The following is a 20,372-nucleotide window of genomic DNA, read 5'->3' on the forward strand; positions in this document are numbered from 1 at the left end:
CTTGCAACGTCAGGAAGCCACCCAATAGTGCGGATGCCACCAGGTCTGGTCAATCAAAGGTGCCGGATCACCGGCAAAATCGGCCAACCCCTCTTCACGAGCGCACAGCGCCACCGCTCTGGCGACGGCGCGAGCCACCTCCCCCACCTGCTCGATGGGAGGTAACAATCGCCCAGCCAGCAGCGGATAGGCACCGACCGCCCGTACCGCGGCCAGCAACATGCCATCGCTGATACGGCGCGCCTTGACGGCGCAGGCTCCGAGACCAATCCCCGGGAAGACATAGACGTTGTTGCACTGGGAGACCACTCGCCGCTCGCCAGCCACCGTCACCGGCGCAAAGGGGCTACCGGTGGCCAGCAGGGCGCGGCCACCTGTGACCGCCCACACCTGCTCGGGCGTCGCCTCGGCGCTGCGGGTCGGGTTGGAGAGCGGCAGGATCACCGGCTGCTCGCACACCTCCCCCATCGCCTGCAGCACCTCTTGAGTAAAGAGGCCACCTTGGCCGCTCACCCCGATCAGCACCGCTGGGCGCACCTGGCGGATGGTCTCCAGCAGCGAACAGTTCCCCTCCTCCACGGATCGAGCAAACGGCTGTTGGGCGCGGGTCAGATTGGGACGATCGCAGCAGACCACCCCATCCTGATCAAACAGCCAGACGCCGTCGTGACTCCCTGCCAGCTGGGCCAACATGGCGGCAATGCCGCAACCGGCCGAGCCTGCGCCGACGATCAGCACCGGGGCATCACTGAGGGCGGTCCCCGCCTGCTGCAACCCGGCCAGCACGCAGGCGGAGGCCACTGCAGCCGTACCCTGAATGTCGTCGTTGAACATGCAAAGCTCGTCGCGATAGCGGGCCAGCAGGTTGGCCGCGTGCTTGCCGGCAAAATCTTCAAACTGCAGTACCACCTGCGGCCAGCGCTTGCGAATGGCGGCCACCACCTTGTCCATGAAGTGGTAGTAGCTCTCGCCGTCAATGCGCGGGGATTGCCAGCCGAGGTAGGAATCATCCTCCAGCAGCTCGGGGTTGTTGGTGCCCACATCAACGCAGAGCGGCAGGGTCCGTGCCGGGTTGATGCCACCCGCGGCGGAGTAGAGCGCCAGCTTGCCGATACAGATCCCCATACCACCGATACCGAGATCGCCCAGCCCCAGCACCCGCTCGCCGTCGGAGATGACGATCACGTCGACCTCCTGCTCCACTGACTCGAGGATGTCGTCGAGATCATCCCGGTCGTGCCAGGAGAGGTAGAGCCCGTGGCTGCGCAGATAGAGATCGCTGTGACGCTGGCACGCCTCCCCCACCACCGGGGTGTAGATGATCGGCAACAGCTCCGGCAGGTGATGGCGCACCAGATCGTAGAAGAGCACCGGGTTATCCTCCTGCAGCTGGCGCAGCAGCAGATGCTGGTCAAACGGACTCTGCATGGCGCTGACCAATCGGTAGATCCGGCGCCGCTGCTGGGAGAGGGACTCCTCCTTATGTGGCATGCGGCCGCGTACACCCTGACGCTTGCGTTCTGCATAAGGCAGGCTGGTGCCCATCATGATGTCGTTCATCTTGTTTGTTCCTCAATCCGGTATCAGGCGAGCAGGGAGATAAGAGCAGTAGCCAAAATCAGCATCACGGCACCGCCGAGACGGGAGGAGATCTGGGCAAAGGGCATCAGCTTCATGCGCTGGGCCGCCGAGAGCACGGCCACATCGCCGGTGCCACCCATGTTGGCCATGCAGAGTCCGCCGGTGATGGCCGCCTCGATGGGATAGAAGCCGATCAGCTTGCCGACCAGCGCTGCGCCGAGGGCTCCGCCAATCACTGTGACCATGACCAGCACGAAGTAGCTGATGGAAAAAGCGCTGATCAGCTCGGGAATACTGGTATAAGCGACGCCGATCCCCACCAGCAGTGAGGGAGTGAGGTTGCTCACTACAAACTGATACCAGTCGGCAGCCGCCTGCTCATAACGGCGCGGCAGCAGGCCGCTCACCTTGATAAAGGCGACTGCCAGAATCATCAGGGCGAAGGGGTGCATGGGGATAAAGTTGCCAAGCAGGGAGCCCAGCACAAACATGCTGGAGCTGATGAAAAGTCCCATGCCCAGACTCTGCAGGGTCGGCGCTTCGGCCTGCTCGTCAGCAATGCTCTGGCTACTTTCTTTGACCATCAGCTTGCCGTTGCCGGTCAGGGAGGGGTAACGGCGACCAAGGCGCGCCAGCAGGGAGCCCACCAGAATCGCCAGGGTATTGGCGATCACGACCGCCGGTACCATGCGTGACAATAGATCCGCACTGGACATCTGCATCGGGCCGGAGAGGATCTCCACCAAAGGCACAGCCCCTGCCCCCATGCCACCGCCCATGATGGGCAGACCGATCAGCAGCACCGCATTCTTGAAGCCATACCCCATCAGAGAGCCGACCAGCCCCACGCTCAGCAGCGCCAGCGCCACGCCGCCGAGAATGACCGGCAGGTAGCGCATGGCGGCATTTTTCAGCAAAGCACCGCTCATGCCGAACACGGAGCCGGTCACCAGACTGGCGATAAAGAAGTTGAGAAAACCACCCTCCTTCATGAAGTTGGTGATGACCTGTCCGGCCTGCACCGGAAGCAGCTGATATTCAAACAGGGCAGCACCGCCGAAGATGGCGAGGATGGTACCGCCCCCCAGATATTCGCGGATCGGCATGATCCGCTCCCCCAGCTCGGTCAGCAGGGTGCCCAGCACGAACATCAGTGCCAGCGCACCGACCATGCCGAGCGGCAGCGAGCCGTTCCAGCCGGAAAAGAGAACGCAGGTCGCCAACCCGAGAAATATAAAGAGCGGCATACCGGCAATTTGGTGGCCGCCCATAAAAGCGGCCTTTTCTTGTGTGGTTTGTAGGGTAGAGAGGTTTTTCATTGTTATGGACTCTGCGTGTGATTGTGGCCGCTACTTTATTGATCCCTCTCTCCCCTGTCGGTTAGCCAGACTGCAAAGCCATATAAAAACATTAAAAACTTAAACGTCACGCCTCGAACAAATGTCATACATCCTGTCTGGAAAGCGGGCGTTATATGAAGCTCAAGCGAACAAACCGGACAATTATTTTCCAGCCAATCCCGGATTGTGGATCGGGATAAGCAGAGGAGTCGGTGAAAATAACAGAACCGGATGACAAACCCTGTGGGCAAATAATCTACGCAGGCAGTGAAACATATGGTCGGAGCCTGAGCCTGTCGACCTGCCACGGCGCGGTCATGCATGGCTATGGCCGCAGAGATGCAGCAAGAGCAAGGCATCGCAAAAAACTGGCGGTTTGGCCAACATCAGGAAAGGGGAATATCGATATAGAGCGATGAGCCAAGCCAGTGCATACATCGGCACCGGCTTGAACTCACAAGGACTACACGTGGTCAGATCTATTCCATCAGCAGCAATGGAATATTGGCAGGGTCAAAATCATGGCAGATATCGGCATGCTTGCTGGCGCCCTTATGGGGCCCCTCCCGACTCACACCATAATGGGACTCTGCACCATATTCTCCATCACTCAGCAGAGCTTCTATTGCCAGATATACACATCCACTGTCATAGCCATCCACAACCCGTCTCTCCCTGTTTTATAACCTCATCAATATTAGCGGATAAAAAATAAGCTGCGCGAGCGCTACAGATATTTTCTGAAAATAGCCTCGAAATTATCACGCTATTTCGTCACATATTCCCGCATCTCCCCTTTTCCCCCGGATCCGGTCACGCCACAGCCAAAGAGAGCCGATTAAGGCCCACCAATTCACGATTTGCTGCCATCCGCTGAAAAAGAGATCTGCATCACACTATTTACTTAGCATGCTAAACAAACAATAATGGTTAGCAGGCTAACAAATTTATGTGAGGAGCAAGGGATGAAGGATCTGGAGAGGTTGCGCGAGCTGTCGCTCGCCGAGCAAATAGCACGCATGCACCGGTTGTGGCGTACCGCCGCCGATCTGGAGCTGGCCCCCCTTGGCCTGACCCACCCGCGCTGGACGGCGCTGTGGAAACTCTCCCGCATGGGCAACCATGTCAGCCAGAAGACCCTGGCCGACGCCCTCGAAATCGAGCTCCCCTCCCTGATGCGCACCCTCGGCCAGCTAGAGGAGCAGGGGCTGATAGAACGCCACTGCTGCAGTCAGGACAAACGGGCCCGCATCGTCTCGGTCACTCCCACCGGCCAGACCCTGCTCGACCAGATTGCCAACCGCATCATGAATATTCGCAGAGAGCTGCTGGCCGGTATCGACGAAGAGACCCTGAGTCTGTTTGAGGCGACGGTGCAGCGCATCTCGGCCAATGCCCTGAGCAAGATTGAAACACACCACGACAACGAGAGCGGTGGGCAGAGCACCCCGCCCGATGCACAACCCGCAGAGGAATAAGATGACCCCGGATCAACAATTCAGCCGCTGGATCAAATGGTCCATGGCCGGCTTTACCGCCCTCTTTGCCTACTTTCTGATGGCAGACCTGCTGATGCCCCTCACCCCGCAGGCCATGGCCACCCGGGTTGTCACCAAGCTGGCCCCGCAAGTGAGCGGCAAGGTGATCGAAGTAGCGGTACACAACAACCAGCAGGTCAAAAAAGGCGACCTGCTCTTCAGGCTGGACCCGGTTCCCTTCGAACTGGCGGTCGAGCAGGCACGTCTTGCCCTGGCGCAGGCAGAACAACAGAACAGCGAGCTGGATGCAGCTCTCACCGCCGCCGATGCCGAACTCTATGCCAAGGAGACGCTGGCCAGCCAGAAGTGGCGTGAGGCTGAGCGGATCAATGCTCTGTTCCAGCGTCGTATGGTCTCGCTGCAGCAAAAAGATGAGGCAGACAGTGCCCTGCGCAGTGCCCAGGCCAGTCTGCGCGCCAGCAAGGCGAAGCTGACCCAGCTTGAGGCCAGCCGTGGCTTGACCGGGGATGACAACCTACTGCTGCGCCAGGCGCGCAACAAGCTGGCCCAAGCCGAGCTGGCACTGGCTTACAGCCAGGTACATGCGGATCAGGACGGCACCATCACCAACCTACAACTCAAGCCGGGCAGCATCGCCAGTGCAGGCAATCCGCTGCTGGCGCTGGTGTCGGAACAAGTAGACGTGATCGCCGATTTTCGTGAAAAGAGCCTGCGCCACGTTGGCAACCAGACCAGGGCGCTGGTCGCCTTTGATAGCGAACCGGGCCAGCTCTATCCTGCTCGCGTCAGCAGTCTCGATGCGGGTGTGAGCGCCGGTCAGTTTGATGCCAACGGCCGTCTGGCCGCCCCGGTCGAATCGGATCGCTGGGTACGGGATGCCCAGCGGATGCGCCTGCATCTGGAACTGGATGATCTCCCGTCCCACCTCCCCGCCGGTGCCCGGGCCACGGTACAACTGCTGCCGGACAACCCGCTGACCGCCATGCTGGCTCGTGCCCAGATCCATCTGCTCAGCCTGCTGCACTATGTCTACTAATCAAGCTGCGTCTCCCAGTCCAGCCACACCCCATCTGTGGCATCGGCCCCTGACCGGCAACGAACTGCGCCAGTGTCTGCGCATCGCCTTTGGCTGCACCACCGGCTTTCTGCTCTGCAAGCTGTGTGGCTGGAATTACGGGGTCTTCTACACGGTTACCCCCGTGTTGCTGCTTGGCATGGTGCCGGTGATGAATGGTCATGCCGCGCGCCAGCTGATCGCCGCGGCTGCCATCTGCGGGGTGGAGGTGGGTTTACTGGGTGGGCTGTTCGGCAGCCATCCCGGGCTGATGACCCCCATCGCCTTCCTGCTGTTTCTATACCGCTTTGCCGCCATGTCGCGGGGCAGCCTGTTCCTGTTTGGTGCCAACGGAGTGCTGAGCCTCAGCATCATGCTCCACTTTGCCAGCTATCCGCAGACCGACCTCAACGACCTCATCTTCAATAACCTCTTGGCCAGCGTGTTGTCGGTGTTGATCGCCTACCTGATGACGGCCCTGATACCGGATGTGGAGGCGCGCCCCAAACCAACCCCTGCCCCCAAGGCACCGCACCGGATGCGCCATGAGGCTCTGCTGGGCGCAACGGTCGCCACCCTCTCGTTTCTGGTGTTTCAGGTGTTTGATCTGCGTGACTCCATGTCGGCGCAAGCCACCACCCTGCTGGTGCTCTTTCCCATGCACTGGAACGGGGCGCTGAACTACGCCCGCAAACGGGCCATGGGCACCTTGCTCGGTGTCACCTTCGGTCTGCTTGGCCAGCTGCTGCTCTATGACTGGTCGGGTCAACTGCTGCTGGTGGCTCCGCTGCTCTGGCTCGGCGCCATGCTGTTCAGCCATGCCCATGTGAAGGAGGCGAGCGGTTCCGGCGTCGGTTTTGGTGCCCTGACCACCCTTGGCATCCTGTTCGGTCAATATCTGACGCCGGGCAACGATCTGGTATTCAGTGCGCTCTACCGGGTCAGCAGCATCCTCTTTGCCATCGTGGCCACCCTGCTGATCTGCTATCTGGTGCACCAATTGCTCAACCGCTTCGAGGCAACCCGCTTCGGCTGCTGACGGCTGGCGTACTCGAACGCAACAAAGCACCTTGACCAGGCGGGGCAAGGACACTAGCTATGCTTGTAGAGCTGCAATGCATGGGTGAGGAGACGCGCTATGGTCGCTGGGTGGGGAAAATGGTTGGCAGGGGGGCTCTGGCTGGCAGCAAGCCATACCGGCGCAGCGCCGTTGCTGATTGGCGCCGAAGATGACTGGGCCCCCTACAGCGTGCTGAACAGGGAGACGGGCCAGCCGCAAGGGCTGGCACCCGAACTGGTTCGGGCGGTATTAGCCGCCGAAGGCATCGAGGTCGCCTTTCGAACCCTCCCCTTTGCCCGTTGCATGCACGATGCCAAGAGCGACCAGCTGGCAGGCTGCTTCGATGCCACCATCACGGATGAGAATCGCGACCAGTACTTTTGGCACGAGACCCCCATGTTCAGCGAAGATCTCGCCATCTTTGCCCTTGCCAGCGAGCCACGCCGGGATCTCGACCTCGCCTCTCTCAAGGGCAAACGGGTCGGCATCACCCTGGGTTACACCTACCCCACCAACTTTATGGCAGATCCGCAGATCGCCCGCTTTCAGGCCAAATCCGACGCCCAGATCCTCGATATGCTGGCACGGGGCCGAGTCGACTACATCCTGATGAACGGCATGCCGGGCTATCTCAAGATCCGGGAGAAAGCGCTGACAGGTCAGGTGGTCAAGGTCGGCAAGCTCTCTACCGATGGCTTCTGGGTCGCCTTCTCTCGCCAGCACCCTCTGGGGGAAGAGATGGCCAAACGGTTCGAGAAGGGGCTGCAGAAGATCAAAATGAACGGCACCTACGATGCCCTTATGCAGCAGTTTGAAACCCGGCTCGGAGCACGCTGAAAGGCGCTCCAGCCACATTCCGCACCCCGTCAGACATCAATCGACGCAACCCTCGCACAAAGTGATTACAGCTGTGCATTGAGCTGTTAGGCTCACGCCCGTATGACACCACCGTATAACATCAGGGGAGCTGTAACCATGAACAAGGTTCATATGATGAGCGCGGGGGCACTGGCTCTCTCGCTGCTTGCCGGCTGCAATCAGGGCAATACCCTCACCGTTACCGGCGGTGACCCCGTCAGCTATCAGTGCGAACAGGGCAAGAAGGTGCAGGTGCGCTACTTCTCCCTCTCCGACGAGAGCCTCAGCTTTATCAAGTTGTCTCTACCGGACGGCAAGGATTACACCCTGCCGCAGGCCATCTCGGCCTCCGGCGCCCGCTATACGGATGAGCGTGAAGCCGTCTGGTGGAACAAGGGGGATGAAGGATTTGTCGAGATGCGCGGTCAGGATGACGACTGGCAGATCGTCTACAACAACTGCAAACAGCAGTAATAGAAGAGACCCCGGCCAGGCCGGGGTCTCTCTTTTGGTTGTTCGGGCATCAGTTGAGCTCTATTTCGAAGCGGTTGGTCACCACCACGGGAATAGCATCCGGATTGCTGTCCGCCGGACTGTAGCGCAGCCGTGAGAGGGTTGCCAACGCGCTCTGCTCCAGCTCTCCGGGCGGCTCGGCGGCGACGATCTGTGGTTTTATCGGGTTACCATCGGCATCGATCTGATACCGTACATCCACATATCCCCTGACCGGTTTGGCAGGCACAACGACAGGCTCGTCATCACCAAAGAATGAACGGCGGTTTTCCTGGATCCAGTAACTGGAGAGCTGCTCGAGGGGAATCGCGATCGGTGTACGGTTAGCGGCGACCTCCTGCCGGGAGCTGCATCCTGCCAGCAGCAACACGGCACACCCCAACCACAATGCTTTCCATCCCATGCCAAACTCCTTTTCGTCTCTTATGCTGGTTATTTCTTGTTCTGCTCTTGGTCAGCAGACTGGCCGTCCACTGGTCAGTGACCCATCCTAGCGAAAAAGACCCGAGCTGGACATAAACAAAGGGCCAATCTGTGAAGATTGGCCCTGAAAACATCAAGTTGGCGAAAGTTAACCCGGCAGAATGCCGGACTCAAGAGGCAAACAGACAGGGAATGCGCTCCCCACTCTCACGCCAGGCGTTGAGATTGTGGATCTGCTGGTTGCTGCTGCCACGCCAGAGCAGGCCAGGGTCTGCCAACTCCTTCTCGAACTTGCCATCCACCAGCACATCCAGCAAGGCAACCAGCTCGCGCTGGGCAGCGGAGAGCTCGCCGAGCAGGTAACCAGTCCAGCACCAGATATCCTTGCCCGGACACTCGGCACGCACCCGTTTCACCAGCGCCAGCACGTGGGGCACGTTGGCGGGGTGAAGCGGATCACCGCCGGAGAGCGACAGACCTCGCCGTTTGATACGCGTGTCATTGAGATCCGCAATGACGCGATCGCTCATCGCCTCATCAAACGGCTTGCCGCCGTCAAGGCGCCAGGTGCTCTGGTTGTAGCAGCCGGGGCACTGGTGCTCGCAACCGGAGACAAACAGGGTGGCACGGGTGCCGGGGCCGTTGATCACATCGACCGGGTAGTATTGGTGGTAGTGCATCATCTCTCTCTATTACGGCCCCCTCATCCCCGACCCTTCTCCCGCGAGGGGGAGAAGGGAGCAAAGCAGCGCAAACAGTACATTGGCCGGTTCCCTCTCCCCTTGGGAGAGGGCTAGGGTGAGGGCTCGGCTTACATATGTTTGACGCGGCGCTTCACCTCTTCCTGCTTGCCTGCATTGAAGGGACGTGCATCCGGGCTGCCGAGGTAACCGCAGACACGGCGGGTCACCGACACCTTGGCCGGGTCGTGGTTGCCGCAGCGCGGGCAGGTAAAGCCCTTGGAAGTACACTCGAACTCGCCGGTAAAGCCGCAGTCGTAGCACTCGTCGATGGGGGTGTTGGTACCGTAGTAAGGCACCTTGTCATAGCTGTAATCCCAGACGTTTTCCAGCGCTTCCAGGTTGTGCTGGATGTTGGGGTACTCGCCGTAGCAGATGAAGCCACCGCTGGCGATGGGCGGATAGGGCGCCTCGAAGTCCAGCTTGTCGTACGGGTTGACCTGCTTCTCCACGTCGAGGTGGAAGCTGTTGGTGTAGTAACCCTTGTCGGTCACGCCCGCCACCACACCAAACTCCTTGGCATCGATGCGGCAGAAGCGGGTGCAAAGGTTCTCGCTCGGGGTGGAGTAGAGGCTGAAGCCGTAGCCGGTCTCCTCTTTCCACTCATCGGTAGCGGCCTTGAGACGTTCGATAATGGCGATCGCCTTTTGGCGCAGGATCTCGCTATCGAACAGATGGGTCTCACCGCCAAACAGAGCATTGATGGTCTCGTGAACCCCGATATAACCGAGCGAAATGGAGGCGCGGCCGTTCTTGAAGATCTCGCTGACGTTGTCGTCTGCCTTCAGACGCACGCCACAGGCCCCTTCCATATAGAGGATCGGCGCAACCCGGGCCTTGACCCCGTCGAGACGTTCAATGCGATACATCAGCGCCTTCTTGGCAACCCGCAGGGCGGCATCCAGACGATCCCAGAAGTCCGCTTCATCACGGGATTTCAAAGCGATACGCGGCAAGTTGAGGCTCACCACGCCAATATTGTTACGGCCTTCGTGGATCAGCTCGCCATTCTCCTCATACGCACCGAGGAAGGAGCGGCAGCCCATGGGGGTCTTGAAGGAGCCGGTTACCTTCACTACCTGGTCGTAGTTGAGGATGTCCGGATACATCCGCTTGGAGGCACACTCCAGCGCCAGCTGCTTGATGTCGTAGTTGGGATCGCCCTGCTTGTGGTTGAGACCATCCCTGATGGCGAACACCAGTTTCGGGAACACGGCGGTCTTCTTGTTCTTGCCAAGGCCAGCAATACGGTTGCTGAGGATGGCGCGCTGGATCAGTCGCGACTCCCAACTGTCCCCCAGGCCAAAGCCGAAGGTAACGAACGGAGTCTGACCGTTGGCGGTGTGCAGGGTGTTGACTTCGTACTCCAGCGACTGGAAGGCGTCGTAACACTCTTTCTCGGTGCGAGCCATGGCGTAGGCTTCCACATCGGCAATGCCCCACTCTTCGGCCACTTCGCGATGCTTCTGCCAGCTGATGGTCACATAGGGAGCCAGCACTTCGTCGATGCGATTGATGGTGGTGCCACCATAGATGTGGCTGGCCACCTGGGCGATGATCTGGGCCGTGACCGCGGTGGCGGTGCTGATCGATTTCGGGGTATCGATCTCCGCATTGCCCATCTTGAAGCCGTGAGTCAGCATCCCCTGCAGGTCGATCAACATGCAGTTGAACATCGGGAAGAAGGGGGAGTAGTCGAGATCGTGGAAGTGCAGATCGCCGCTCTCGTGGGCCTGAACCACATCACGGGGCAGCATGTGGCTGGTGGCATAATGCTTGGCGACGATACCGGCCAGCAGGTCGCGCTGGGTCGGGATCACCTTGGAGTCTTTGTTGGCGTTCTCGTTGAGCAGGGCCGCGTTGGTCTGCTCGACCAGACCACGGATCTCCTGCGCCAGACGACCGCGCGCCTCACGGGCCTGATCCCGATCGTGGCGATATTCGATATAAGCACGGGCGATGGCCTTGTCATCGGACGCCATCAGGTGGTTTTCAACCAGACGCTGGATCTCGTGGATATCAACCTCACCACGCCCCTCCAGCTCCTGACTCACCGCACTTGAGATACGCTTTGCCAGTGCCGGATTGGCCTGATTGACCGCTTCCGCAGCACGACTGACCGCCTCGCTAATCAACTGGGCATTGAATGGTGCGCGACAGCCATCACGTTTGATCACAACCGGTTTCATGAATTTTCCCCGTTAAAAGGCCAGGCAATCTGCTCTGGGCTTACCCTTGTTGGTTCCCCTCCAACGTCTCGTCCTGGACGCAAACAAATTCAGCCGAGGCTTGACAAGCCCGGGCTGAAGATAGGAAGGGAACAGCTTATACACAGCTTAATAACACAACATATAGGTGTTAATAATGAATGCATCCCTATATGTGGTGTCTATTAGGCACCAAAGCAGGTAGCCATTTATTGATCCAAGACAGGTTTTACAGCGAGTGGGACAGTTCACGACCAACCAACAAAAGCCTCAAACAAGGCCATCTTCAGCGGTGGTGCGGGCTGGCGTCCGATCTGCCAAAGAAGAAAAAAATTCGCAATAAACACTCTGGATAGCGGGGTGACAGTGCCAAGCAAAACCACTCATACTGAGCGGGTAGAGACGACGGTTCGACACAGGACACCCCATGCGTAAATCCCTCTTGTTGCTACTGCTGACTACCTTATCCCTGCCTTTGTGGGCAGCCCGCATACTGGTGATCAGCAGCTACCACCCCGACTATCTGTGGGACATCAGTTACAACCAGGGGCTGGTGGATGGTCTCGAGGAAACGCACCAGATCAGCCACTTCTACATGGATACCAAGCGCCGGCCACGGGAAGAGTTCGATACGGTCGCCCAACAGGCAATTGCTTTCTACCTCAAGAGCAAACCGGATATTGTGGTGCTCGGCGATGACAACGCCATCAACTATCTCGCCAGCGAGATCTCGTCCCTGGGTACCCCCGTCGTCTTTCTTGGCATGAACGAAAATCCCCGGCTCAAGGGCTTTGTCGGCCACCCCAAGATCACCGGCGTGCTGGAGCGCCCCCTGCTCAAACGCAATATCAGCGAGATGAGTCAGATGATGGGAGGTCTTAACAAAGTACTGGTGCTGTTTGATTCCAGCAATGTGGCCCTCACCGCCATCGAGGATGAGTTCAAAACCCAGACCGAGCTGCGGGTTGGCCAGACCCGGGTCTACAGCCAGCTGATGGGCGATTACAGCCTCTGGCAAGAGGCGGTGCTCAACAGCAAGAAAAACGGCTATGGCGCCATATTCCTCGGCCTCTACCACACACTGCTGGATGAAAATGGCAAGCATGTGGATGAAAAAACGGTACTGGAGTGGACCAGCCGGCACAGCCCGGTGCCGGTTTTCTGCTTCTGGGAGTTCACCGTGGGCAAGGGGATGGCCATCGGTGGTCTGGTACTTGACGGCAAGGATCAGGGGCTGCAGGCGGCGGCGCTCATCAACAGCATACTGGCAGGTGCATTGCCCAAAACCCTCTCCCCTAGGGCGGCCCTGCGTGGCGAGTATGTCTTCAGCAAGAGCGAAGTCGCCCGCTGGCACCTCACGGTGCCGGAGAAATGGCACAACAAGATCCTCTGGCGCGAATAACCCCCAATAAAAGAGAACCCGGCCATGCCGGGTTCTCTTTGTATCTCAACCTGCGGGCCACTCAGCCCTGCAACGCCTGTTGCAGCTCCTCTTCGCTCCAGACGGTGATCCCCAGCTCCTGCGCCTTGGCGAGCTTGGAACCCGCCGCCTCCCCCGCGACCAGCACATCGGTCTTGGCAGACACAGAGCCCGCCACCTTGGCGCCCAGCGCCTGCAGCGCCACCTTGGCATCGTTGCGCGACAAGGTGGTCAGGGTACCGGTCAGCACGAAGGTTTTGCCGGCAAAGGGTTGCTCCGCGGCCTCTTTCTTCTCGATGGCTGGCCAGTTGATGCCGGCAGCCAGCAAGGCCTCCAGCACCTCCACGTTGTGCGGCTGACGCAGAAAGTAGTAGACATGCTTGGCCACCACATCGCCCACGTCGGCCACTTCGAGCAGCTGCTCCACCGAGGCGGCGCGCAGGGCATCTAGGGTGAGGAAGTGGTTGGCAAGGTTGAGCGCAGTCGCCTCCCCCACCTCGCGGATCCCCAGAGCAAACAGGAAGCGCGGCAGGGTGGTGCTGCGCGCCGCATCGATGGCCGCCACCAGATTGAGGGCAGATTTTTGCCCCATCCGCTCAAGACCGGCCAGCTGAATGGCATTTAGGCTGAAGAGATCGGCGGGAGTCTTCACCAGCCCCTTGTCCACCAGCTGTTCGACAATCTTGTCGCCAAGGCCATCCACGTCCATGGCGCGACGGGCGGCGAAGTGCTTGATCGCCTCTTTGCGCTGCGCCTCGCAGAACAGGCCACCGGAGCAGCGGGCAACCGCCTCTCCTTCCAGCCGTTCCACTGCCGAGCCACACACCGGGCACTCGGTCGGGAAGAGAATTTCGCGCGCATCAACAGGGCGCTGTGCCTCTACCACGGCCACGATCTGCGGGATCACGTCCCCTGCCCGGCGCACGATCACGGTATCACCGACCATGACGCCAAGGCGCTCGATCTCGTCGGCGTTGTGCAAGGTGGCGTTGGAGACGGTAACGCCGCCGACAAACACCGGTTTAAGCTTGGCCACCGGCGTCACGGCGCCGGTGCGGCCAACCTGAAACTCGACGTTCTCAAGCAGGGTCATCTCCTCCTGCGCCGGGAACTTGTGGGCCGTAGCCCAGCGCGGCGCGCGTGCCACAAAGCCGAGCTCCTCCTGCAGGGCGATGGCATCGACCTTGTAGACCACACCGTCGATCTCGTAGGGCAGTTCGCCACGGCGGGCCAGAATGTCGTCGTGGAACGCCTGACAACCGGCAGCCCCCTCTTTGAGTTTCACCTCGGGACTAAGCGGCAGCCCCCACTCTTTGAGCTGATTGAGACGACCAAAATGGGAGTCCCCCAGCAGATCGCCACCCACCCCCACCCCGTAGGCGTAAAAACTGAGGGGACGGCTGGCGGTAATCCGCGAATCAAGCTGACGCAGGCTGCCAGCAGCGGCGTTGCGCGGGTTGACGAACACCTTCTCACCCGCGGCCAGCGCCTTGGCGTTCATCGCCTCGAAACCTGCTTTGGGCATAAAGACTTCGCCACGCACCTCAAGCCGCTCGGGCCAGCCAGAGCCCCGCAATGCGAGCGGAATGGCCTTGATGGTACGCACGTTCTCGGTGATCTCCTCACCGGTAGCGCCATCGCCCCGGGTCGCGGCTTGCACCAGCTGACCATTTACATAGAGCAGGCTCACCGCCAAGCCATCAAGCTTGGGCTCGCAGCAGAAGCTGAAACGCACCTCACGCTTCAAGCGATCGCTCATCCGCTGCTCGAACGCCTGCAGCTCTTCACTGCTAAAGACGTTGTCCAGACTCAGCATGGGGATCTCGTGACGCACCTGCTTGAAGGCGGTCAGCGGCTGGCCACCCACCCGCACGCTCGGGGAAGCCGGGGTTTTCAGCTCGGGGTGGTCGGCCTCCAGCGCGATCAGTTCGCGCATCAGACGGTCGTATTCAGCATCCGGTACGGTCGGGTTATCCAGCACATAGTACTGATGACCATATTCGGTAAGCAGCTCACACAGTTGACGGTGGCGGGAGAGGATATCGCTCATGAAAAAGTCTCGAAGTGTGATTGAAAATCCGGCCTAGGGTAGAAACAAAAATGCGGTACCTGGGTACCGCACTTTGATTCATTCGACCCGCATGGCGTATTAGTCGCGGCTGGCCTCGTAGGCAGCCAGCTCATGACGGTAACGGGCGATAGTCTCGTCACTCAGCGGGCTGCGCTCCATATCGGTCAGCATGGCATCGAGATCGCTGGCCAGCTGATCGGCAGCCTGCAACATGTCCTCGAAGGCAAATGCGGCATTGCTGCGCAGAGGCAGCTGCATGAACAGGGAGACCCCCGGTGTGGTGAACTGCTCCATCCGGTAGGGATTGAAAGTACCCGGCTTGACCATGTTGATCATGGAGAAGAGCACTTCCCCCTTGCCATTGGCATCTTCGTGACGGTGGAAGATATCCATCTCGCCAAACTTGAAGCCAAGCGCCATCAGGGAGGAGAGCAGGGTAGCCCCTTGCAACTCGTGACCCGGACGTCCCATCAGGTTGATGACATAAACGTCCTGCCAAATCTTCTCGACCGGCTGGGCAGCAACGCGCGGCTCTTCAACCGGCGCTTCGTAGACCGGCTCCTCATACACGGGCTCGGGAGCAACGTGACGGGGCTGCGGTTTGTATTCGGGTTCGGCAGCGCGCACCGGCTCGGCACGCACGCTCTCGTTGCGCACGCCAAAAGTCGGCGCAGTTGCATAGGCTGGCTCAACCAGCGGCTCGTCATCCTGAACCTGCATGACAGGCTCGCGCTGGGGACGGGAGCGGTAAACCGGGGTACGACGATTGACCTGCGCCGGCTTGCGCACGGGTGCAGCAGGCTCTTCCTCTACAACTTCGGGCTGAGGCTCATCGTATGCTTCCTCTTCTTCATAGACAGGAGGCGGCGGGGGAACCGGACGGGCAGCAGGCTTGCGCACAACGGGTGGCGGCAGATCGTCCTCGTCATCTTCATCATCAAAGGCGGGCAATGAGGAGCGACGGCTGAGTTCCGGCTGGCGGCTCTCTTCGTCACGATGGAGCTTGGGCTCGGCGCGACGACCACTGCTGACCACACGCACCTGACCGATGCCATCGCTGTCGAACGCATCATCGTCACGATTACGTGACTTGGACTCCATCCGGCCAAGCGGTTTCTCTTTGATCGGTGCCTGACGATTCTTTTTGTTGCTCCACAACCCGTGAATGAGCAATGCCGCAATAGCAATACCGCCCAGGGCAACCAAGATGTAACGCAATTCCTGCATTAGCTGCTTCTCTTTCTAGTTTTGCTCAGCCAAAGCGACGGCTTCACCGATATCGACTGACACAATGCGAGAAACTCCGGGCTCTTGCATTGTGACGCCAACCAGCTGCTCAGCCATCTCCATGGAGACCTTATTATGACTGATGTAAACGAACTGTACTGTGCTCGACATCTCTTTGACAAGAGAACAGAAGCGACCGACGTTCACTTCATCGAGCGGTGCATCCACCTCATCCAGCAGACAAAAAGGTGCTGGATTGAGTCTGAAGATGGCAAAAACCAGCGCAAGTGCGGTTAACGCCTTCTCCCCCCCGGAAAGCAGGGCAATGGTAGCATTCTTCTTACCCGGAGGTCTCGCCATGATGCTCACTCCGGCCTCCAAAAGATCATCGGAGGTGAGCTCAAGCCAGGCACTGCCCCCACCAAACACTTTTGGAAAGAGGGATTTTAAATCTTCGTTGACCTTATCGAAAGTGTCCCGGAAGCGTATTTGTGTCTCTTTATCAATTCTTTTAATGGCTTGGCTCAAGGTTTCCAGCGCTTGCTCAAGATCCTGGCACTGGTTTTCCAGATAAGTTGCTCGCGTTTTCGCCTCTTCGTACTCTTCCAGTGCAGCCAGGTTGATGGCGCCAAGTGCTTCCACTTGCGTCTCCAACGTCTGGATCTCCTGGCGCAGCTTGCCGCGATCAGCGGCAATCAGCACCGCCTGATCGAGATCCACCAGTCGTACACCCAGCTCTTCGAACTGTTCGTGCAACCCTTGCCGGCGGGTGAGGTTGCGCTCGCGCTCAAGGCGCAGGGTCGCCAGCTTCTCCTGCAGCACCACCAGCTGCTTGTGATCGGCGCTACGCGCCTGATCCAGCTCGCTCAATTGGCGCTCCAGCTCCGCCAGCCGTTGATGGCAGGCGAGTTGCTGTGCCTCCAGATTGCGCTGCTCGGCCAACAAAGGGGCGAGATCAGGAATCGCTTCGTTCTCCGGGCTCTTGAGTCCGGCCAGCTCCAGCCCAAGCCTTGCCAGCTCCTCCTCACCAAGCGCAATCAGTTGGCGCAGGTTGCCAAGCTCAAGCTGCAAACGCTGACAGGTCGCCTGCTGCTGCTCGCGCCGCCCGCGCGCCTCTTCCTGCGCTCGCTCGCAGCGCCCCACCAAATCCTGAGCCGCCTGCAGCGCTTCGCTCAGGGGCTCGCCCTGCTCCTGCAACTCGGCCAGACGCGCCTCTTCGAGCGCCAGCTGTTGCTCGGTCTCGGCCAGCCGCTGCGCCTCTTCGGCCTGCTCTTTATCGAGGCGGATCAGCTCTTCGCCAAGCTGGCCGAGCCGCAGCAGCCGCTCTTGTCGCTGACCTTGCTGCAAGCTCCAGGCTTCGCGCAGTTGCTGCCATTTTTGCTCCTGCTCGCGCAGGGTTCGCTGCGACAACTCCTGCGCATTAACGATGCGTGCCCGCCGTTCGTCGGCTGCTGCCAGCTGCTCGCTCAATTGTGCCAGCACGTCGGCTGCAGCGCGTTGCTCGATGTGCAACCGCTCACGTTCCCCCAGCAACGCCATGGTACCGAGCGCGGCGCCTTGCCCAATATCCGCCCAGTTCGGCCCCAACCAGTCGCCGACAGGAGTCAGTACCGACTCACCGGCCAGCAGGGTTGGCTGGCGAGCCTGTGCCTCTTCCCTGTCATCGGCCAGCCAGATGGCGTTGAGGAAGGCGGGAACGTGATCGCCGCTGATCAAGGAGGCCAGCGTGCCGGCAACGGCTGGCAGCGCCGGGCCAATCCAGAGTCCGTCCAAAGCCGGATTGCACTCGTCCGCAGGGGTCGCGGTGAGCCAGCGGCCCAGCACCTTGTCGAGTGCCTGAGCCCATGCAGGGGCAACGTGCAGCCGATCCGCCAGAGTCGCCCCTTCCATCTGCTCGCCAAGGATCTGATCCAGCGTCGTCAGACGCGCCTCCAGTTCTCGCAGCAATCCCTGCTGCTGGCTGTGGGCGAGCTTGAGTGCTTCATGCTCCTCAATGGCCTGCGCGAGCTGCGCCGCCAGCTCCTCGGCCGCCGCCCGGCCCAACTCCAGTTCGCCCCCCAGCATCTCGAGGGTCGGTTGCAGATCTGCATCCTCTGCGCCGATGGGGCCGGAGCGCTCATCCTCCAGCTTGAGACGGGCAAGTCGGGTTTTGGCTTGCAGCTCATGCAAGACACCGAGCCGGGCCCGGGTCTGGTTAAGCTCGCCCTGCAGTCGGGTCACCTGCTGCTGCCACTGTTGTTGGCGCTGGCGGGTCTGCTCAAGCTGCTCGCTGGCCCGCAGTCGCGCTTCCTGCTGCTCGGTGAGCAACTGCTCACACTGCTCCAGCCGCGCTTCCTCCAGCTCGGCCCTCAGTACGCCTTCGGTCAGCTGCTCCTGCTGGCTGGCCAGCTGCGCCTTGCGGCTGGTGATGCGCTCCCCGAGAGCCTGAGTTCGCGCCTGCAAGTCACGGCCAAGCTCGCTCTGGTGCAGCTGTTGCTGTTCAAGACGGGCGATGGCCTGCCCGCCAAGGAAAATCTGCTGTTGCCGATTGGCCTGCTCGGCCTGCGCCTCCTGCCGAGCCACCGAGAGGGTGACGTGGCGTCCCTCGTCGGCAGTGCGCTTGGCATCGAGCGCCGCCAGCGCCTGCTCGACCTGTGCCAGCTCGCTCTTGGCCTCGCCAAGGCGAGTCTCCAGCGCCCACAACTCGGAGCCAATCAACTCGGCGCGAGCGGCGCGTGAACGGCTCTTGAGCTGTTTGTAGCGCTCGGCGGTTTCGGCCTGCGCCTTGAGGTGGTCGAGACGGGAGCCCAGCTCGCCGCGGATATCGCCCAGACGCTCCAGATTCTCCTGGGTGTGGCGAATGCGCTGCTCGGTTTCGCGACGCCGCTCCTTGTAACGGGAGACGCCGGCCGCCTCCTCCATAAAGAGCTTGAGATCGGCGGGACGGGACTCCACCAGCCGGCTGACAGTGCCCTGCTCGATGATGGCGTAGCTGCGGGGACCGAGGCCGGTACCGAGGAAGAGGTCGGTCACATCCTTGCGACGGCACTTCTGGCCATTGATCTGATAGTGGTTGGTGCCGTCACGCAGCACTTCGCGACGCACCGAGATCTCGGTAAAGCGGCCGAACTCGCCGGGCACCCGGTTGTGGGGATTGTCGAACACCAGTTCGACCGAGGCGCGGGCATGAGCGGTGCGGTTGACGGAGCCGTTGAAGATGACATCCGTCATGTTCTCGCCGCGCAGATGGCGGGCCGAGCTCTCGCCAAGCACCCAGCGCACGGCGTCGATCACGTTGGATTTACCACAGCCATTGGGCCCGACCACTGCGGTCATGTCGGCATTGAGCTCGATGCGGGTCGGCTCGACAAACGACTTGAAGCCGGCGAGTTTGATCAGTTTCAGACGCATGGCGACCTGTATCAGTGGCTAAATAAAGGGGAGGCGGGCAGGCGACTTTACCAAATCAAAAGCTTGTTTGTAATATGCTGACTGTCTTCCCATGCACAGATGGAGCTCATATGAGCCAATCACCCCATATGGTCAAAGCGTCAATCAGCGGTGCAGATTACTTCCTGCGCGGTTTTTCCCTCATCCGCCAGCCCGGTATCCGCACCTTCGTGCTGATCCCCCTGCTGGTCAACTTCGTGCTGTTCGCCGGCGCCTTCTATGCTCTGCTGTTGCAACTCGACGGCCTGTTCGCCTGGCTGCACCAGCAGATCCCGGCCTGGCTCAACTGGCTGGACTACCTGCTCTGGCCGATCGCCCTCATCACCATACTGGTGGTCTTCTCCTTTATCTTCAGCTCGGTCGCCAACTGGATTGCCGCCCCCTTCAACGGCCTGCTGGCTGAAAAGGTGGAACAGATCCTGACCGGCGAGGCCCCCAACGACAGCGGCATGCTCGATATCGTCAAGGATGTGCCGCGCACCTTCGGTCGCGAGTGGAAGAAGCTCAAGTACTACCTGTTCAAGGCGATCGGCTGTCTCATCCTTTTCCTTATTCCCGTGGTCGGCCAGACTTTAGCCCCCGTGCTCTGGTTCCTGTTCAGCGCCTGGATGATGGCTATCCAGTACATCGACTATCCGTTCGACAACCACAAGATCGACTTCATCACCATGCGCGATGCCTTGAAGCAGCGCCGTGGCCAGTGCCTCAGCTTTGGCGCTCTGGTGACCCTCTTCTCCGCCATTCCGGTGGTGAACTTGTTCGTGATGCCGGTCGCCATCTGTGGCGCCACCGCCATCTGGGTCGATCACTACCGGCAGGAACAGCTGCGCCGCTGATCCTCAAACGGTGATTAAAAAGGCACCTATTAAGGTGCCTTTTTGCTTTTTCGCATGAATTAAAATAATGGATATATTGCTTTGCTTGTCCCATATAGTCCGAGTTGTTAGGAT

15 protein-coding genes are annotated in these 20,372 nt (G+C 60.0%); 7 read left to right on the forward strand and 8 right to left on the reverse strand.

What is annotated here, in order from left to right; all coding sequences use genetic code 11:
- Positions 1–9: 9 nt before the first annotated feature.
- Both LG31_RS0117845 and LG31_RS0117850 read right to left on the reverse strand, forming a co-directional pair.
- Positions 10–1,560, reverse strand: coding sequence for an NAD-dependent malic enzyme (locus tag LG31_RS0117845; protein WP_033115763.1), 1,551 nt, complete (start codon positions 1,558–1,560; stop codon positions 10–12).
- 23 nt (positions 1,561–1,583) lie between these two features.
- Complete coding sequence (locus tag LG31_RS0117850; protein WP_033115764.1) at positions 1,584–2,900, reverse strand: 2-hydroxycarboxylate transporter family protein; 1,317 nt, start codon at positions 2,898–2,900, stop codon at positions 1,584–1,586.
- Positions 2,901–3,886: 986 nt separating this feature from the next.
- Here LG31_RS0117850 and slyA point away from each other — a divergent pair.
- From slyA to LG31_RS0117875, 5 genes are all read left to right on the forward strand, one after another.
- Positions 3,887–4,399 carry a transcriptional regulator SlyA gene (gene slyA / locus LG31_RS0117855; protein ID WP_033115765.1) on the forward strand — a complete coding sequence of 171 codons (513 nt, stop codon included), beginning with the start codon at positions 3,887–3,889 and terminating at the stop codon, positions 4,397–4,399.
- Between the two features lies 1 nt (position 4,400).
- On the forward strand, positions 4,401–5,456 hold the full coding sequence (locus tag LG31_RS0117860; RefSeq protein WP_033115766.1) for an HlyD family secretion protein: 1,056 nt from the start codon (positions 4,401–4,403) through the stop codon (positions 5,454–5,456).
- Positions 5,446–6,513 carry a DUF2955 domain-containing protein gene (locus LG31_RS0117865; RefSeq protein ID WP_050513485.1) on the forward strand — a complete coding sequence of 356 codons (1,068 nt, stop codon included), beginning with the start codon at positions 5,446–5,448 and terminating at the stop codon, positions 6,511–6,513. The genes LG31_RS0117860 and LG31_RS0117865 overlap by 11 nt, the downstream gene beginning before the upstream one ends.
- A 99-nt stretch (positions 6,514–6,612) precedes the next feature.
- Positions 6,613–7,371: a substrate-binding periplasmic protein gene (locus tag LG31_RS0117870; RefSeq protein ID WP_033115767.1), complete on the forward strand. Its 759-nt coding sequence runs from the start codon at positions 6,613–6,615 to the stop codon at positions 7,369–7,371.
- 138 nt (positions 7,372–7,509) lie between these two features.
- Positions 7,510–7,866, forward strand: coding sequence for an MliC family protein (locus LG31_RS0117875; protein ID WP_033115768.1), 357 nt, complete (start codon positions 7,510–7,512; stop codon positions 7,864–7,866).
- Positions 7,867–7,915: 49 nt separating this feature from the next.
- On the opposite strand, the gene LG31_RS0117880 is transcribed toward LG31_RS0117875, so the two are convergent.
- The 3 genes from LG31_RS0117880 to nrdD form a co-directional block, all read right to left on the reverse strand.
- Positions 7,916–8,308, reverse strand: a complete 393-nt coding sequence (locus tag LG31_RS0117880; protein WP_033115769.1) for an energy transducer TonB — start codon at positions 8,306–8,308, stop codon at positions 7,916–7,918.
- Between the two features lie 190 nt (positions 8,309–8,498).
- Positions 8,499–9,008, reverse strand: a complete 510-nt coding sequence (gene nrdG / locus LG31_RS0117885; RefSeq protein WP_033115770.1) for an anaerobic ribonucleoside-triphosphate reductase-activating protein — start codon at positions 9,006–9,008, stop codon at positions 8,499–8,501.
- Positions 9,009–9,139: 131 nt separating this feature from the next.
- Entirely contained in the window at positions 9,140–11,257 is a 2,118-nt protein-coding gene (gene nrdD, locus LG31_RS0117890; protein WP_033115771.1) for an anaerobic ribonucleoside-triphosphate reductase, read from the reverse strand.
- A gap of 445 nt (positions 11,258–11,702) precedes the next feature.
- Between nrdD and LG31_RS0117895 the strand changes: the two genes are divergently transcribed.
- Positions 11,703–12,677, forward strand: a complete 975-nt coding sequence (locus LG31_RS0117895) for an ABC transporter substrate-binding protein (protein WP_033115772.1) — start codon at positions 11,703–11,705, stop codon at positions 12,675–12,677.
- Positions 12,678–12,738: 61 nt separating this feature from the next.
- On the opposite strand, the gene ligA is transcribed toward LG31_RS0117895, so the two are convergent.
- The 3 genes from ligA to LG31_RS0117910 form a co-directional block, all read right to left on the reverse strand.
- Positions 12,739–14,745, reverse strand: a complete 2,007-nt coding sequence (ligA, locus tag LG31_RS0117900; protein WP_033115773.1) for an NAD-dependent DNA ligase LigA — start codon at positions 14,743–14,745, stop codon at positions 12,739–12,741.
- Positions 14,746–14,844: 99 nt separating this feature from the next.
- Positions 14,845–15,993 carry a cell division protein ZipA gene (zipA, locus tag LG31_RS0117905; protein ID WP_033115774.1) on the reverse strand — a complete coding sequence of 383 codons (1,149 nt, stop codon included), beginning with the start codon at positions 15,991–15,993 and terminating at the stop codon, positions 14,845–14,847.
- Positions 15,994–16,008: 15 nt separating this feature from the next.
- On the reverse strand, positions 16,009–19,383 hold the full coding sequence (locus LG31_RS0117910; RefSeq protein WP_033115775.1) for an AAA family ATPase: 3,375 nt from the start codon (positions 19,381–19,383) through the stop codon (positions 16,009–16,011).
- A 110-nt stretch (positions 19,384–19,493) separates the two neighbouring features.
- Between LG31_RS0117910 and cysZ the strand changes: the two genes are divergently transcribed.
- On the forward strand, positions 19,494–20,258 hold the full coding sequence (gene cysZ / locus LG31_RS0117915) for a sulfate transporter CysZ (RefSeq protein ID WP_033115776.1): 765 nt from the start codon (positions 19,494–19,496) through the stop codon (positions 20,256–20,258).
- Positions 20,259–20,372: the final 114 nt, after the last annotated feature.

Source organism: Aeromonas lacus (assembly GCF_000764665.1).
GTDB classification, from domain to species: domain Bacteria; phylum Pseudomonadota; class Gammaproteobacteria; order Enterobacterales; family Aeromonadaceae; genus Aeromonas; species Aeromonas lacus.